We start from the raw sequence: 15701 nt of genomic DNA on the forward strand, positions 1-15701 counted from the left end.
CATGACCACGATCGCAGTTCTCGGAAACGGCCGCGTCGGCGGCAATCTGACCACAGCCCTCACGCGGGCAGGGCATGAGGTGAGGGTGGCGGACCGCGCGCCGGGCGCCGCCGCCGACGCCGCCCGGACAGCCCGGATCGTCATCAACGCCACCCCGGGAGCCGGCTCGCTGGACCGGCTCGTCGCGCTGCGCGAGGAACTGCGCGACAAGATCCTCGTCGACGTCTCCAACGCCACCGTCGACGGACCGGACGGACTGCCTGCCCACCTGCTCTACCCCGGCTCAAGCCTCGCCGAGCAACTCCAGGAAGCGCTCCCCGAAACGCGCGTCGTCAAGACACTCAACACCATGCTCTTCCCGGTGATGACCGCGCCAGACACGCTCACCCGGGCGCCCGACGCCTTCCTCTCCGGCGACGACCCGCAGGCCAAGCAGACCGTCCGTGAACTGCTCGCCGACCTCGGCTGGCGCAAGGAGTGGATCACTGATCTCGGCGGAATCCAGACCGCCCGCGCCACAGAGGCCGCGATACTGTTCGTACCGCACGTGATTCGGTCCAGCGGATTCGCGCCCTTCGCGGTCTCGATCGCCCGCTGATCCGCACACAGTGCACCGCCGCCGGCGGGCCCACATCCCTCGCCGTTCCACTCCCAGTGGGTGGTGTGCCCCGAGGGAGCCGTCCGGCTGAGCAGATGGTGGCGCATATCCCACCGCTGGTGGGCGGTGTGCCCGAGCGGGTCGCTGATCGCGACGATCTGGCCGTGCCGGCTGGCGCGGTAGGTGCTGGCGTGGCCGAGGGAGTCGGTGTGGGTGGCGGTGGTGGTGCCGTCCTCGTCCGGACCGGCGTACGTGTGCCGCAGGCGGAAGGCCGTCGACAGGCGCTGGACTGCGCGCTCGGGCCACCTGGGGAATCGCATGACCACCGCCCCTGGGGAATCGGGTGACGGGGTGACGGCGACACGACAACATTACGCTGGGCGCCGTACGCGTCGCGGACCAAATAGGGAGGGCTCGCGCGCAGCCGCGTGCAGCGTCCCTCACCGAACGCCTCAACGAGCGGCCCCATCGTCCGGAGGGAAGCCGTATCGCCCCTGCAGCCGGACGAAGTAGGCCGCAGTCAGGACCCGCACCCGCTGCAGCCCAGATGCGGTGCGCTCGAAGCACACCACCTGCTCGTGCCCGCCCGGCCCGATCGGCTGCACCAGGCGGCCGCCCGGCCGCACCTGTGCGACCAGCGGCGCGGGCACCTCCGGGAACGCGGCCGACACGAGGACGGCGTCGTACGGAGCCCGGTCCGGCACCCCGCCGCTGCCGTCGCCGATGCGCAACTCCACGTTCCGTACGCCCTGACGTGCGAGATTGGCGTGCGCCCGGCGGGCGATGTCCGGCCGCATCTCGATGCTGACCACGTCCGCGGCCAGCCGGGCGAGCAGAGCGGTCTGGAAGCCCAGGCCCGTACCGACCTCCAGGACGTGCTCCGACCCGTCCAGCTCAAGGCCCTCGATCATCATGGCCGACAGCGAGGGCTGCGTGGTGACCTGTCCCTGTCCGATGGTGATGGGTACGTCACGGTAGGCGGCGGCCACCTGACCGGCCGGGACGAATGCCGCCCGGGGCGTCGTGCGCACGGCCTCGAGCAGCCGCTCGTCCCTGATCCCGGCGGCTGTGAGGGCCTGCACGAGGTCCTCGGGCGCCCTGGCTACGGAGTTCACGGGCGAGTCACCTCTCCATCAGCTGGGCGGCCGCGCAGCCCGGGAGTGCCGTTGCGGGGCACCCACTCCGGGAAGCGCGGGAAAGGAGCTCCCAGGAACCGCCTACCCTTGAGGCATGACCAGCAGCAGCGACCGGAGCCAGGCAGTGGACCTTCGTTCATCCATGACGTATGAGATCCGCACCTACGGGTGCCAGATGAACGTCCACGACTCCGAGCGGCTCGCCGGGCTGCTCGAGGAGGCGGGCTACGTCCGGGCGCCGGAGGGGTCGGACGGCGACGCGGACGTCGTCGTCTTCAACACCTGCGCGGTGCGGGAGAACGCCGACAACCGGCTCTACGGCAACCTCGGTCACCTCGCCCCGAAGAAGGCCCAGCGGCCCGGGATGCAGATCGCGGTCGGCGGCTGCCTGGCGCAGAAGGACCGCGACACCATCGTGAAGAAGGCGCCCTGGGTGGACGTCGTCTTCGGCACGCACAACATCGGCAAGCTGCCGGTCCTGCTGGAGCGCGCCCGCGTCCAGGAGGAGGCGCAGGTCGAGATCGCGGAATCGCTGGAGGCGTTCCCCTCGACGCTGCCGACCCGGCGCGAGAGCGCGTACGCGGCCTGGGTGTCGATCTCCGTCGGCTGCAACAACACCTGCACTTTCTGCATCGTCCCGGCGCTGCGCGGCAAGGAGAAGGACCGCCGTCCCGGCGACATCCTGGCCGAGGTCGAGGCGCTGGTCGGCGAGGGCGTCTCCGAGATCACGCTGCTCGGTCAGAACGTCAACGCGTACGGTTCCGACATCGGCGACCGCGAGGCGTTCAGCAAGCTGCTGCGGGCCTGCGGCACCATCGAGGGCCTGGAGCGCGTCCGCTTCACCTCGCCGCACCCACGCGACTTCACCGACGACGTCATCGCCGCCATGTCGGAGACGCCGAACGTCATGCCGCAGCTGCACATGCCGCTCCAGTCCGGTTCGGACCCGGTCCTGAAGGCGATGCGCCGTTCCTACCGGCAGGAGCGCTACCTCGGCATCATCGAGAAGGTGCGGGCCGCCATCCCGCACGCGGCGATCACCACGGACATCATCGTGGGCTTCCCCGGCGAGACCGAGGAGGACTTCGAGCAGACGCTGCACGTGGTGCGCGAGGCACGGTTCGCGCAGGCCTTCACCTTCCAGTACTCCAAGCGGCCCGGCACCCCCGCCGCCGAGATGGAGAACCAGATCCCCAAGGAGGTCGTCCAGGCGCGCTACGAGCGTCTCGTCGCCCTTCAGGAGGAGATCTCCTGGGAAGAGAACAAGAAGCAGGTCGGCCGCACCCTCGAACTCATGGTCGCCGAGGGCGAGGGCCGCAAGGACGGCACCACCCACCGTCTCTCCGGCCGCGCCCCCGACAACCGCCTGGTCCACTTCACCAAGCCGGAGCAGGAGGTCCGCCCCGGCGACGTGGCCACGGTCGAGGTCACCTACGCCGCCCCCCACCACCTCCTCGCCGAGGGCCCGGTGCTCGCCGTGCGCCGCACCCGGGCGGGCGACGCCTGGGAGAAGCGCACCGCCGCCGAGACGGCCAAGCCCACGGGTGTCATGCTCGGTCTGCCCAGGATCGGCGCCCCCGAGCCGCTGCCGGTCGCCACGGGCAGCGGCTGCGGCTGCGACTGATCCGGTCGCCAGGGGGTGCGCCCGGGCGCGAGGTGCCGCTCGGTGGGTGAGCGGCGTTACGCTGCCGATCATGCTTGTCGCCGCTGCCGTCTGTCCCTGCCCGCCCGTGCTGGTGCCCGAGGTCGCCGCGGGCGCCGCCGCCGAACTGGACGCGGCGCGCGCGGCGTGCACGGACGCGCTGGGCGTGCTCGCCGCCGCCCGGCCCGACCGGCTCGTGGTCGTGGGACCCGCCGCAGAGTCAGGGCGCGGTCCGCACCCGCAGGGTGCCCGGGGGACCTTCCGCGGCTTCGGCGTGGACCTGGACGTAACGCTGGGCCCGGAAACGGGCGTCGCGCCCGCCGGTGCGCTGCCGGTCTCGCTCGCGGTCGCCGCCTGGCTGCTGGACCGGACCGGCTGGTCCGGTGCCCCGATCGAGGGACTCGGCGTGTGGGAGGGTCTGGAGCCCGAGCGGTGCGTCCAGGCCGGACGGGAGATCGCCGCACGGCCGGACCGGGTGGCGATGCTGGTCATGGGTGACGCCAGCGCCTGCCGGTCGCTGAAGGCGCCCGGCTATCTCGACGAGCGGGCGGCCCCCTTCGACGCGGAGATCGCGCGTGCGCTCGGGGAGGCGGACGTGGCGGCCCTGAAGGCACTCGACGTCGAACTCGCGCACGAGCTGAAGGCATCGGGCCGGGCTCCTTGGCAGATTCTCGCGGGGGCGGCCGAGAACGCCGGTCTGTCCGGCGCGCTGCGGTACGAGGACGCTCCCTACGGGGTGGGGTACCTGGTGGCGACCTGGTCGTGACGGCCTGCGGCCGTCCGGGCTCGGCCAGGGGGTGTCGTTCGGATCACCCCGGGTCCGCGACGCCTGGCAGGGCACCTCGCCGCGTCGTCGCACGACCCGAGTACGCCCGGTACGCGGGTCATGCTCCGCCTTGCGATGCACCGCACCATGCGCCGCAGCCCGACCCGGGGATCCAGACGGCACCCCCCAGGTGCCGACACGGCGGACGGCCGGGAGCCCGGGCTCCGCGGCCGTCCGCCGATGTGCCGTTCAGGACGTTCGGGACATTCAGGAAGCCGTAGGTGGCTCCTGAGGGGGCGTCGCTGCGGGGCCGCCCGGCGTCGTGCCCGTACCCGGGGCCGTACCCGTGCCGGTGGCCGTACCCGGGGCCGCACCGGTGCCCGTGTCCGGGGCGCCCTCCTTGTGCACGAGCCGCTCCATGGCGTGCTTGGTCTTGCCCGTGCCCGCCTGGATCTTCTCGCTGTACTTGTGCTTCGTCTTGTCGTCGATCAGCTTCGCGGCCCTGTCGAGACCGTGCTCGATCCTGACCTCCTGCCGCTGCGCGAGATCCGACATCCTGTGCATGGTCGGGCCCAGCCTGACCTTCATGTCGTGCAGCAGACCCATGGTTCACCTTCCCTCGCGGGGCAGTTACGTGCGGGCGCCCTCGCCGGCCTCCTGCTCGATCGTCTCGTCGGAGGACTGCTGCTTGGGGATCTCCACACCGTCGGCACCGGACGCCTCGCCGTTCGGGGTGCTGCCGTCGGCCTTCGCCCCCGTCGCCCCCGTCACCTCCGGTGTCCCGGCCGCGCCGCCCTCCGTGCCACCCCTGGTGCCGCCGTCCGCCTCGGCAGATCCCTCCGCCTCGGCCGCCTGATCCACCTCGGAGCCGGCCTCCGCCGCCTTGCCCTGTTCCTCGGCGGGCGACGCCTCCTCCGCAGCCTTTGACCTCCGAAAAAGTCGCGCAAAAACGCCCATATCCACTCCATACGTTACTCGTGCGGGCGAAATCCCGCGTGGCCCGGTGGGTCCGTATGCCAACGGCCCGGACCAGCGCTGCCGGAATCCGGCCGCGGGGACCTCGCAACGGGCAACGACCCCGGACCCGCGCCGTCACGTAACTCGTTCGAGGCGCCGCCGTGACGTTTGCGAGACTGGTGCGGTGAGCAGCGCACCCTTCGCCCCCCGCGTCATCGCCGTCGTCGGCCCCACCGCGGCCGGAAAGTCCGATCTCGGCGTCTTTCTGGCCCAACACCTCGGCGGCGAGGTCGTCAACGCCGACTCGATGCAGCTCTACCGCGGGATGGACATCGGCACCGCCAAGCTGACGCCCGAGGAGCGCGGCGACGTCCCCCACCACCTCCTCGACATCTGGGACGTGACCGTCACGGCCTCCGTCGCCGAGTACCAGCGGCTCGCCCGGCACAGGATCGACGCGCTGCTCGCCGCCGGGCGCTGGCCGATCCTCGTCGGCGGCTCCGGTCTCTACGTCCGCGGCGCGGTCGACAACCTGGAGTTCCCCGGCACCGATCCCGAGGTGAGGGCCCGGCTGGAGGAGGAGCTCACGGTGCGTGGCTCCGGCGCCCTGCATGCCCGCCTCGTCGCCGCCGACCCGGAGGCCGCCCGCGCGATCCTGCCCAGCAACGGCCGCCGTATCGTCCGGGCCCTGGAAGTCATCGAGATCACGGGCCGGCCCTTCACCGCCAACCTTCCCGGCCACGACTCCGTGTACGACACCATCCAGATCGGCGTCGACGTGGCCCGCCCGGAACTCGACGAGCGCATCGCGCGCCGGGTCGACCGGATGTGGGAGGCCGGGCTCGTGGACGAGGTCCGCGCCCTGGAGACGCAGGGCCTGCGCGAGGGGCGCACGGCATCGCGGGCGCTCGGCTATCAGCAGGTCCTGTCGGCGCTGGCCGGGGAGTGCACGCTCGAAGATGCGCGCGTGGAGACCGTACGCGCCACCAAACGCTTCGCGCGTCGCCAGGATTCCTGGTTCCGGCGTGACCCGCGTGTTCACTGGCTGAGCGGTGCTGCGGCGGATGTCACAGAACTTCCGCACCTCGCACTGGCGTTGGTCGAACGACCGGTTACAGCCTGATCACGTCATGGCATCGGGACGCCCAGGCCGTCATCGAGGCCTCCGGTGCCGTGCCATCATCGAGCTTCGATCAGCCAAATGGAGTCCTAGTTGGGAGGGCGCGTGGCGATGGAGGCCGGCCCTCGCGACACCGCACAAGACACCAGGCACAGCACCGTGGAGCGCGGTGTCGAGGATCCGGACGAGGGTGCGCTGAGCCCCGACGGTCCCGACGAGTCGCAGGGTGTGACCGCCGACGGCCCGGAGCCGGAGGAGATGTTCGCGGGGCCCGAGGTCGAGGTCGAACTGCGCCCGCAGCGGCGGCTGCGCATCTGGCAGCTCGCCCCCATCGTGGGTCTGGCCGCGGTCGGCTCCCTGATGTTCGCCTTCCCGCTGGCCTTCGACTTCGGCGACAGCGGCGCCGTGATCGCCATGCTGGGGCTGCTGATCTGCTCCTGCGCGGCCGGCTGGGGCATGATGGCCGCCCGCCGGGTCGGCTACACCTGGCCGGGCCTCCCGCCCCGGGGCTCCGCCCGACGCCCCGACTGGCGGGTGATCGCCGCGTACATCCTGCTCGTCGCCGTGGTCGCGGTCCTGGCGGTATGGCGCGTGGCCCGCCTTCGCTGAGCACCCCGCCCCCGGAGCCCTCGACCGGCCCCCTCGCACACCCGCCCCCGCCCCGGACCCAGCCCCCGCCCCTCCGCGGGCATGATCGCCGTGGTGTCGTACCCACACCGTACGATCGAGGCATGAGCACGCGGATCGCCTTCCTCAAGGGGCACGGTACGGAGAACGACTTCGTGATCGTCCCCGACCCCGAGAACGCCGTCGACCTGTCTCCGGCCGCCGTCGCCGCCCTGTGCGACCGGCGCGCGGGGATCGGCGGCGACGGCGTGCTGCACGTCGTGCGGTCGGCCGCGCACCCGGAGGCCAAGGAGATGGCGGCCGAGGCGGAGTGGTTCATGGACTACCGCAACGGCGACGGCTCGATCGCCGAGATGTGCGGCAACGGCGTGCGGGTGTTCGCGCGCTACCTCCAGCACGCCGGACATGTGACCGAGGGCGACCTCGCCATCGCCACGCGCGGGGGCGTGAAGACGGTCCACCTCGCCAAGGACGGGGACGTCACCGTCGGCATGGGCAGGCCCCGCCTCCCCGAGGGCGAGGTCACCGTGAGCGTCGGCGAGCGCAGCTGGCCGGCCCGGAACGTGAACATGGGCAATCCGCACGCGGTGGCCTTCGTCGACGACCTCGCGCACGCCGGCGACCTGTTCTCCCCGCCGCCCTTCGGCCCGGCCTCCGCCTATCCGGACGGGGTGAACGTCGAGTTCGTGGTCGACCGCGGCCCCCGCCATGTCGCGATGCGCGTGCACGAGCGCGGCTCCGGCGAGACCCGCTCGTGCGGCACGGGCGCGTGCGCCGTCGCCGTGGCGGCCGCCCGGCGGGACGGCGCCGACCCGGCCGCCACCGGAGTCCCGGCGACGTACACGGTGGACGTGCCCGGCGGCACGCTGGTGATCACAGAACGGCCGGACGGCGAGATCGAGATGACCGGTCCCGCGGTGATCGTCGCCGAGGGCGAGATCGACTCGGAGTGGCTGGAAACCGCACTTCGCTGAACCCGGCACCGCCCCGCCGTCCCATCGTCGGGGCGGTGCGGTGCAGGCAACATGCACGCGCGAAGACCGGCCGGGGATGGGAATCCACGGCTGACCTCCCGTCAGGTGACGGAAAACCGTAAACCTCTTACTGGTCGCTCGAATGGGTGATCCGTTTCACGCTCGGCGGGAGACGGTCGGTCGGGCCTGCTGGGCTCGGTAGCATCAAGCACCGGCCCGGACGGGGGAATCCGACGCCATCCCCTGAGCCGCGTACGCCCTGGGGCACCCCGTCCACCGGTCCACGCAGCCGGAGGTGCCGATGAGTGCGGATGCCACGAATCCCGCGACCCCGAGCCCTGTTGCTCCCGCGGCGCCCCGCAGGAAGGCCCGTCCCCGGATCGACCTGCGCCGCCTCGGCCGGGCCGCACTGCTCGGCCCCGGCGCGCGCGACCGGCTGCCCGACGCCATCGGACACATGGCCGAGGCGCATCGCGCCCACTACCCCGACGCCGACCTCGAACCGCTGCGCCGCGCCTACGTCCTGGCCGAGTCCTCGCACCGCGGGCAGATGCGCAAGAGCGGCGAGCCCTACATCACCCATCCGCTCGCGGTGACCCTCATCCTCGCCGAACTCGGCGCCGAGACGACCACCTTGACCGCGTCCCTGCTGCACGACACGGTCGAGGACACGGACGTGACGCTGGATCAGGTCGGCGAACAGTTCGGCGAGGAGGTCCGCTACCTCGTCGACGGCGTCACGAAGTTGGAGAAGGTCGACTACGGCGCCGCCGCCGAGCCCGAGACCTTCCGCAAGATGCTCGTCGCCACCGGCAACGACGTCCGCGTGATGTCGATCAAGCTCGCCGACCGGCTGCACAACATGCGCACCCTCGGCGTCATGCGGCCGGAGAAGCAGGCCCGCATCGCCAAGGTGACCCGGGACGTCCTCATTCCGCTCGCCGAACGGCTCGGCGTGCAGGCGCTCAAGACCGAGCTGGAGGACCTCGTCTTCGCGATCCTGCACCCCGAGGAGTACGAGCACACGCGCCAGTTGATCGCCGAGAACGCGCGGCGCTCCGACGACCCGCTGACCTTGGTCGCCGAAGAGGTCCGCGGAGTCCTGCGCGAGGCCGACATCCCCGCCGAAGTCCTCATCCGGCCACGGCACACCGTCTCCGTGCACCGGGTGGCCCGCAAACGAGGCCGGCTGCGCGGGTGCGACTTCGGCCGTCTGCTGGTGCTCGTCGGAGAGGACGCCGACTGCTACGCCGTCCTCGGCGAACTGCACACCTGCCTGACCCCGGTCGTCTCGGAGTTCAAGGACTTCATCGCCGTCCCCAAGTTCAACCTGTACCAGTCGCTGCACACCGCCGTCGCCCTGCCCCCGGCTCGCACGGAACCGCCCGGGGCGACCCCCGTCGACGGCCAGGTCGTCGAAGTCCTCATCCGTACCCACCAGATGCACAAGGTCGCCGAGGCCGGTGTGGTCGCGCTGGGCAACCCGTACGCTCCCGGTTCCGACGACCCGGCCGACGGCGAACGCGCGGACCCCACCCGTCCCGGCTGGCTCTCCCGGCTCCTCGACTGGCAGCGGGGGGCGCCCGACCCGGACACCTTCTGGTCCACCCTGCGCGAGGACCTCGCCCAGGACCGCGAGATCACCGTCTTCCGGCCCGACGGCGGCACGCTGGGCCTGCCGGAGGGGGCCACCTGCGTGGACGCCGCCTACGCCCAGTACGGCGAGGACGCGCACGCGTGCATCGGCGCCCGCGTCAACGGCCGCCTCGCCACGCTGAGCACCGTCCTGAAGGACGGCGACACCGTCCAGCTCCTCATGGGCCAGGACCCGGCCTCCGAGCCGTCCCGGGAGTGGCTGGACCACGCGCACACCCCGGCCGCCCGGATCGCCATCCAGCGGTGGCTGGCGACTCATCCGGCACCGGCCGAGGACGAGGGCCCCGACGGCCCGGCGGACGCGAGACGGACCGCCGGTCCGGCGCCCGCGCGCGGCGGCGCACCCTCCGCCGGGGCCACCGGGTCCGGCCCGGCCCGGTCCCGGGGCTCCGCCTCCCGCCCGGGGGCGGAGCCCGAACCCGCCCCCGCCGCGGCCGCCCGCGCGGCCGACGGCTCGACCGCCGCCCGCCCCGGCACGGCGAGCGTGGTGGTCGTCGACCGTCCCCGCGCAGCCGCGCGGCTGGCGGGCTGCTGTACGCCCGTGCCACCCGACGAGGTCACCGGCTTCGCCGTCCGCGGGGGAGTGGTGACCGTGCACCGCATCGAGTGCGCCGCGGTCTCGCGGATGAAGAGCGCGGGGCGCGCGGAGGTCGGCGTGCACTGGGGCGACACCACCGAGTGCCGCGTCACGCTGCTCGCCGAATCGTTCGGCCGCCCCCATCTGCTGGCCGACCTCACCGAGGCCATCGCCCTGGAAGGCGTCGAGATCGTCTCGGCGATCGTGGCCCCGCCGACCCAGCAGCGCGTCCGCCACACGTACACGCTCCAACTCCCCGACGCGGCCCGCCTCCCCGCCCTCATGCGGGCCATGCGCAACGTCCCCGGCGTGTACGACGTGAGCCGCACCCAGCTCCGGCAACCGGGTGTCTGACGGGCCGGAAGACCTCGTTCGGGTGTGCCGGGCGCGAGTCGCCGCCGTGGCGTGTGTGCGCGCTGGTAGCCGTGGTCCATGGCGCTCACCCTTCGCAAGCAGGCCCATTCCTCCCGCTCCGGTGCCGAACCGTCCTGCTCCCACGCCCATCGGCCCGGTGCCGAGGACGCCGTAGACCGCGGCGGAGCCCGCCGCCCGCTGAAGGCGGCGCTGCTCGCCTGCACCGCCTCGCTCTGCCTGGTCGCCGCGAGCAGTCCCCCCGCGCCCCTGGGCATCGGCGACCGACTCTTCCCGTACCTGGGCAACCCGGGGTACGACGTGTCGTCGTACGACCTCTCCTTCAGCTATCCCGGCGCCAACGGCAAGCCGCTCCAGGCCGTCACCACGATCGACGCCTGGACCACCACGCGGCTGAACCGCGTGAATCTCGACTTCGCGCACGGCACGGTCGCCTCCGTCGAGGTCAACAGCCGGCCGGCGGAATTCACCAGCGCCGGTGACGACCTGGTGATCACCCCCGGCAAGCCGCTGCCCATGGGCAGCCGGATGCGGATCACCGTGCACCACACCAGCGACCCGGTGCCCCAGGAGGGGCAGGAGAGCGGCTGGGTGCGCACCACGGACGGCCTGGCCATGGCCAACCAGGCCGACGCCGCCCACCTGGTGTTCCCCTGCAACGACCACCCCTCCGACAAGGCGATGTTCACCATCCGGGTCACCGCGCCGGACGGTTACACCGCCGTCGCCAACGGCCTCCCCACGGGCGTCCACAGCGACGGGCGGTCCACCACGTGGACGTACCGCACCCTGCACCCCATGGCCACCGAACTGGCCCAGGTCTCCATCGGCCGCTCGACCGTGCTGCACCGCACCGGCCCGCACCATCTGCCGGTCCGCGATGTGGTCCCCACCCAGGACCGCCAGGTGCTCGAACCGTGGCTCGCCAAGACGCCGCAGCAGATCGCGTGGATGGAGAACAAGGTCGGGCGGTACCCCTTCGAGACCTACGGCCTGCTGATGGCCTCGGCGACCACCGGCTTCGAACTGGAGACACAGACCCTCTCGCTCTTCGAGAAGGACCTGTTCACCGACCGCGCCTACCCGAAGTGGTACGTCGAGTCGATCATGGTCCACGAGTTGTCCCACCAGTGGTTCGGCGACAGCGTCAGCCCGCGCACCTGGTCCGACCTGTGGCTCAACGAGGGGCACGCCACCTGGTACGAGGCCCTGTACGCGGAGGAGACGGCGCACAAGCCCATGGAGGCCCGTATGAAGAGTGCCTACGGCGCATCCGACCGCTGGCGCGCCTCGGGCGGACCGCCCGCGCTGCCCAAGGCGCCCAAGCCCGGCCAGAAGATCAGCATCTTCCGTCCCAACGTCTACGACGGGGCCGCGCTCGCCCTGTACGCGCTGCGCCAGGAGATCGGCAAGCCGGCCTTCGAGCTGCTGGAGCGCGCCTGGGTGCGCATGCACCGGGACGGCACCGCGACGACGGCCGACTTCGAGCGCCTCGCCTCGGCCGTCTCCGGGCGTGACCTCGGCGGCTTCTTCCAGGCCTGGCTGTACGGCGAGAAGACCCCGCCGATGCCCGGCCACCCGGACTGGAAGTCCACCCCGCCCCTGGCCAGGGGGAAGAAATAACACCGTGACGAGACGGGCCGTGCCGTGCGACCATCTTCAGGTCGGCGCGGCACGGGACACGGGAATCTCCCGGGGTACTCGTGCGTTGTGAGAGGTGACGGGAAGGCTGTGGCAGCCCCCCCCCGACCGCATCGCAGCCCCGTCGCCGCGGTACGGATTCCCCAACGACGTAAGGACCCAATGACCTCCTCTTCTTCCTCTTCCAAGGCAGCCAAGCGCCTCGCGCACACCTATCCCGAAGGTCTTCGGGCCGATGCCCTGATGGAAGAGGACGTCGCCTGGAGCCACGAGATCGACGGAGAGCGGGACGGCGACCAGTTCGACCGCTCCGACCGCGCGGCCCTGCGCCGCGTCGCGGGTCTGTCCACCGAGCTCGAGGACGTCACCGAGGTCGAGTACCGACAGCTCCGCCTGGAGCGGGTCGTGCTCGTCGGCGTCTGGACCTCGGGAACCGTGCAGGACGCGGAGAACTCGCTGGCCGAGCTCGCCGCCCTCGCGGAGACCGCGGGCGCGGTCGTGCTGGACGGCGTGATCCAGCGCCGCGACAAGCCCGACGCCGCCACCTACATCGGCTCCGGCAAGGCCGACGAACTGCGCGGCATCGTCCTCGAAACGGGCGCGGACACCGTCATCTGCGACGGTGAACTCAGCCCGGGTCAGCTGATCCACCTGGAGGACGTCGTCAAGGTCAAGGTCATCGACCGGACGGCCCTGATCCTGGACATCTTCGCCCAGCACGCCAAGTCCCGCGAGGGCAAGGCGCAGGTCGCGCTCGCGCAGATGCAGTACATGCTGCCCAGGCTGCGCGGCTGGGGTCAGTCGCTGTCCCGGCAGATGGGCGGCGGCAGCGGCGGCCTCGCGACGCGCGGTCCCGGTGAGACCAAGATCGAGACGGACCGGCGGCGGATCCGCGAGAAGATGGCGAAGATGCGCCGGGAGATCGGGGACATGAAGACCGGCCGCGAGATCAAGCGCCAGGAGCGGCGTCGCAACAGGGTGCCGTCCGTCGCCATCGCGGGCTACACCAACGCCGGCAAGTCCTCCCTGCTCAACCGCCTCACCGGCGCCGGCGTCCTGGTCGAGAACGCGCTGTTCGCGACCCTGGACCCGACCGTGCGCCGGGCCGAGACCCCGAGCGGCCGGCTGTACACGCTGGCGGACACCGTGGGCTTCGTCCGGCACCTGCCGCACCACCTGGTCGAGGCGTTCCGCTCCACCATGGAGGAGGTCGGCGACTCCGACCTGATCCTGCACGTGGTGGACGGCTCGCACCCGGACCCGGAGGAGCAGCTGGCCGCCGTACGCGAGGTGATCAGGGACGTCGGCGCCGTCGACGTGCCCGAGATCGTCGTGATCAACAAGGCGGACGCGGCCGATCCGCTGGTCCTCCAGCGGCTGCTGCGGGTCGAGAAGCACTCGATCGCCGTCTCGGCCCGTACCGGCCGGGGCATCGCCCAGTTGCTCGCGCTGATCGACAACGAGCTGCCCCGGCCGTCCGTCCAGATCGAGGCGCTCGTGCCGTACACCCACGGCAAGCTGGTCGCCCGTGCCCACACCGAGGGCGAGGTGATCTCCGAGGAGCACACCGCGGAGGGCACCCTGCTGAAGGCGCTGGTGCACGAGGAGCTGGCCGCGGACCTGGCACCGTACATGCCCGCCCCCGCGCTCTGACCGACGGCACGGCGCCGCGCGCTCCGCGCGAAGGCATGAGAAGGGCCCGCCCCCCGGACACCGGGGGGCGGGCCCTTCTCATACCGGGCTCACCGGCCGCCGTACCCGCCTGGTGCTCAGTGTCCGGCGAACTTCTTGCTGACCGAGTCGTACACGCCCTTGGCCACCGGGCCCAGCCGCGGACCGGCCAGCCAGCCCGCCGTCACCGGACCGATCGAGGTGTTGGAGACCAGGGCGGGCTTGCCGTTCGAGCCCGTCTCGACCCAGCCGCCGCCGGACGAACCGCCGGTCATCGTGCACCCGATGCGGTACATCGTCGGGTCCGACGCCTTGATCGACAGCCGGCCCGGCTTGTCCTGGCACTGGTACAGCCGCTGGCCGTCGTACGGCGGCGCGGCCGGGTAGCCGGTCGCGGTGATGCTCTCCACCCTGGGCACGGCCGGGGCGTTGAAGTTCACGGGCAGCGCCGCGCCGACCGTCTCCTCCAGGGACTTGCCGTTGCCGCCCTTCTCCGGCGTGACGTGGATGACGGCGAAGTCGTAGGAGGCGCCCTGCCCGCCGGTCGAGCCGCCCTGCTCGATCCACTGCTGCGAGGTCTGCGCCCAGTCGCCCCACCACACCCCGTACGGAGCGACCTCGTCCTTGGCGACGCCCTTCAACTGGGCCGCGTTCTTGCCCGCGTTGTTGTACGACGGCACGAAGGCGATGTTGCGGTACCAGCCGCCCTTCTTGCCCGCGTGCACGCAGTGGCCCGCCGTCCACACCAGGTTGGACTTGCCCGGGTGGGCCGGGTCCTCCACGACCGTCGCGGAGCAGACCATCGTGCCCTCCGGCGAGTCGAAGAACACCTTGCCCGCCGTCGCCGCGTTGACGTGGTACGTCGGCGGCACCGCCTGTGCCGTGACCGGGGCCGGCGTCGGGTCGGTGACACCCTGGTCACCGGAGATGTCGTTCTCGTCGACGCCCTTGTCGGGGTCGTTGGCCTTGCGCATCCGGTCCGGATTCCACAGGCCCTTGATGATCGGGTTGATGAAGTCGTTCGCCTCGCGCAGCCAGTCGTCCTTGTTCCAGTTCTTCCAGGCGCCGTTCTTCCACTTGTCGATGTCGATCCCGTGTTCCTTGAGCTTCTGCCGGATGTCGTCCGGGATCTGGATCTTGCCGTCGCCGGTGTCGCCCGCGGTCGCCGAGGCGGAGGCCTGGCCGTCCGCCTTGCTGTCGCCGGAGGCGCAGCCGGTGGCGGTCAGCGCCAGCGCCGAGGCCAGAGCAACGGCGGCCAGAACGGGGGAGGTTGTGCGGCGCGCGCCTCCTCGTCGGCGAACGGTGAAGGACGGCCGTATGGGTCGCATGCTGGTGACTCCCCCTGATGTGAACGAACTTGGTGATGCGGCCGCGATTCCGGCATGTCTCGTCCGATGTCTCGTCCGGGCTCATACGGTTCTCACGGCGTGCGGGAACGGCATCACACACTATGCGCTCGCTGTGGGGTGCTGCCGACGGAACGGCAACGGTTCGGCTACAAGCCGCCTGACCTGGTAATCATCCACGGACCCAGCTGTTTGACGTCCCGTCGGGTCCGCCCTGCCGGTCCGTCATGTCGTCTCGCCGGGCTGCTCCGCATCGTACGCCGCCGCGAGAAACCGCTCCCGGTCGACGATCGCCCGGTCGATCTCCCCGGCCGCGACCAGTGTCCCCGAACCGTCGACGGCCCGTACCCGAAACGTGAGGCGGCGAGCGACGCGGACCGGAGGTTCGGCGCAGACGTCCACGCGTCCACCGACCCGTGTGGCGCGGAGGTGTTCGATCCGCAGGGCCGTCCCCACCGTCGTCCGGCCCGCTTCGGCGTACGGCGCGGCGGCCCGCACGGTCGCCGCCTCCATCCAGGCGATCAACCGCGGGGTGGCCAGCACGGGCACGTCCCCGCTGCCCATCGCCACCGCGGTATCGGCTTCGGTCACCTCATGGCGCATCGCATCACGCTAGCT

At 71.8% G+C, this 15701-nt stretch carries 14 protein-coding genes and 1 pseudogene; 9 read left to right on the forward strand and 6 right to left on the reverse strand.

The annotated features are described in order from the left end of the window. The first annotated feature begins 1 nt into the window (after position 1). Positions 2–598, forward strand: a complete 597-nt coding sequence (locus AB0A61_RS22835) for an NAD(P)-binding domain-containing protein (protein ID WP_361295037.1) — start codon at positions 2–4, stop codon at positions 596–598. A 62-nt stretch (positions 599–660) separates the two neighbouring features. On the opposite strand, the pseudogene AB0A61_RS22840 reads toward AB0A61_RS22835, so the two are convergent. Together AB0A61_RS22840 and AB0A61_RS22845 are read right to left on the reverse strand one after the other, a co-directional pair. Next, positions 661–918 (reverse strand): annotated as a pseudogene (locus tag AB0A61_RS22840) (hypothetical protein); the annotation flags it as partial. Between the two features lie 132 nt (positions 919–1050). Beyond that, the gene (locus AB0A61_RS22845; protein ID WP_361295040.1) at positions 1051–1713 is read right to left on the reverse strand and encodes a protein-L-isoaspartate(D-aspartate) O-methyltransferase; all 663 of its coding nucleotides are present in this window, start codon (positions 1711–1713) and stop codon (positions 1051–1053) included. 115 nt (positions 1714–1828) lie between these two features. Here AB0A61_RS22845 and miaB point away from each other — a divergent pair, with 115 nt between their 5' ends. Beyond that, positions 1829–3358, forward strand: a complete 1530-nt coding sequence (gene miaB / locus AB0A61_RS22850) for a tRNA (N6-isopentenyl adenosine(37)-C2)-methylthiotransferase MiaB (protein ID WP_361295043.1) — start codon at positions 1829–1831, stop codon at positions 3356–3358. 70 nt (positions 3359–3428) lie between these two features. After that, positions 3429–4142 carry a class III extradiol dioxygenase subunit B-like domain-containing protein gene (locus AB0A61_RS22855; RefSeq protein ID WP_361295046.1) on the forward strand — a complete coding sequence of 238 codons (714 nt, stop codon included), beginning with the start codon at positions 3429–3431 and terminating at the stop codon, positions 4140–4142. Between the two features lie 267 nt (positions 4143–4409). Here the strand turns inward: AB0A61_RS22855 and AB0A61_RS22860 are convergent, their stop codons facing one another. Both AB0A61_RS22860 and AB0A61_RS22865 read right to left on the reverse strand, forming a co-directional pair. Continuing rightward, the gene (locus AB0A61_RS22860; RefSeq protein WP_361295049.1) at positions 4410–4748 is read right to left on the reverse strand and encodes an antitoxin; all 339 of its coding nucleotides are present in this window, start codon (positions 4746–4748) and stop codon (positions 4410–4412) included. Between the two features lie 24 nt (positions 4749–4772). Beyond that, positions 4773–5099 (reverse strand): hypothetical protein, encoded by a 327-nt coding sequence (locus AB0A61_RS22865; protein ID WP_361295052.1) that lies wholly within the window; start codon positions 5097–5099, stop codon positions 4773–4775. 184 nt (positions 5100–5283) lie between these two features. Between AB0A61_RS22865 and miaA the strand changes: the two genes are divergently transcribed. From miaA to hflX, 6 genes are all read left to right on the forward strand, one after another. Then, positions 5284–6222 carry a tRNA (adenosine(37)-N6)-dimethylallyltransferase MiaA gene (gene miaA, locus AB0A61_RS22870; protein ID WP_361295055.1) on the forward strand — a complete coding sequence of 313 codons (939 nt, stop codon included), beginning with the start codon at positions 5284–5286 and terminating at the stop codon, positions 6220–6222. A gap of 108 nt (positions 6223–6330) precedes the next feature. Continuing rightward, positions 6331–6828, forward strand: a complete 498-nt coding sequence (locus AB0A61_RS22875; RefSeq protein WP_361295329.1) for a hypothetical protein — start codon at positions 6331–6333, stop codon at positions 6826–6828. Between the two features lie 122 nt (positions 6829–6950). Beyond that, positions 6951–7820, forward strand: a complete 870-nt coding sequence (gene dapF, locus AB0A61_RS22880) for a diaminopimelate epimerase (RefSeq protein WP_361295058.1) — start codon at positions 6951–6953, stop codon at positions 7818–7820. 301 nt (positions 7821–8121) lie between these two features. After that, on the forward strand, positions 8122–10407 hold the full coding sequence (locus tag AB0A61_RS22885; protein WP_361295061.1) for an HD domain-containing protein: 2286 nt from the start codon (positions 8122–8124) through the stop codon (positions 10405–10407). 78 nt (positions 10408–10485) lie between these two features. Further along, entirely contained in the window at positions 10486–12048 is a 1563-nt protein-coding gene (locus tag AB0A61_RS22890; RefSeq protein WP_361295064.1) for a M1 family metallopeptidase, read from the forward strand. A gap of 180 nt (positions 12049–12228) precedes the next feature. Next, on the forward strand, positions 12229–13719 hold the full coding sequence (gene hflX, locus AB0A61_RS22895; RefSeq protein WP_361295066.1) for a GTPase HflX: 1491 nt from the start codon (positions 12229–12231) through the stop codon (positions 13717–13719). Positions 13720–13835: 116 nt separating this feature from the next. Here hflX and AB0A61_RS22900 read toward each other — a convergent pair whose 3' ends face one another. Together AB0A61_RS22900 and AB0A61_RS22905 are read right to left on the reverse strand one after the other, a co-directional pair. Then, positions 13836–15065, reverse strand: a complete 1230-nt coding sequence (locus tag AB0A61_RS22900) for a hypothetical protein (RefSeq protein WP_361295069.1) — start codon at positions 15063–15065, stop codon at positions 13836–13838. Positions 15066–15308: 243 nt separating this feature from the next. Then, the gene (locus tag AB0A61_RS22905; protein WP_361295072.1) at positions 15309–15686 is read right to left on the reverse strand and encodes a hotdog domain-containing protein; all 378 of its coding nucleotides are present in this window, start codon (positions 15684–15686) and stop codon (positions 15309–15311) included. Between the last annotated feature and the right edge of the window lie 15 nt (positions 15687–15701).

Source organism: Streptomyces sp. NPDC046197 (genome assembly GCF_040646295.1).
Taxonomy (GTDB): Bacteria; Actinomycetota; Actinomycetes; order Streptomycetales; family Streptomycetaceae; genus Streptomyces.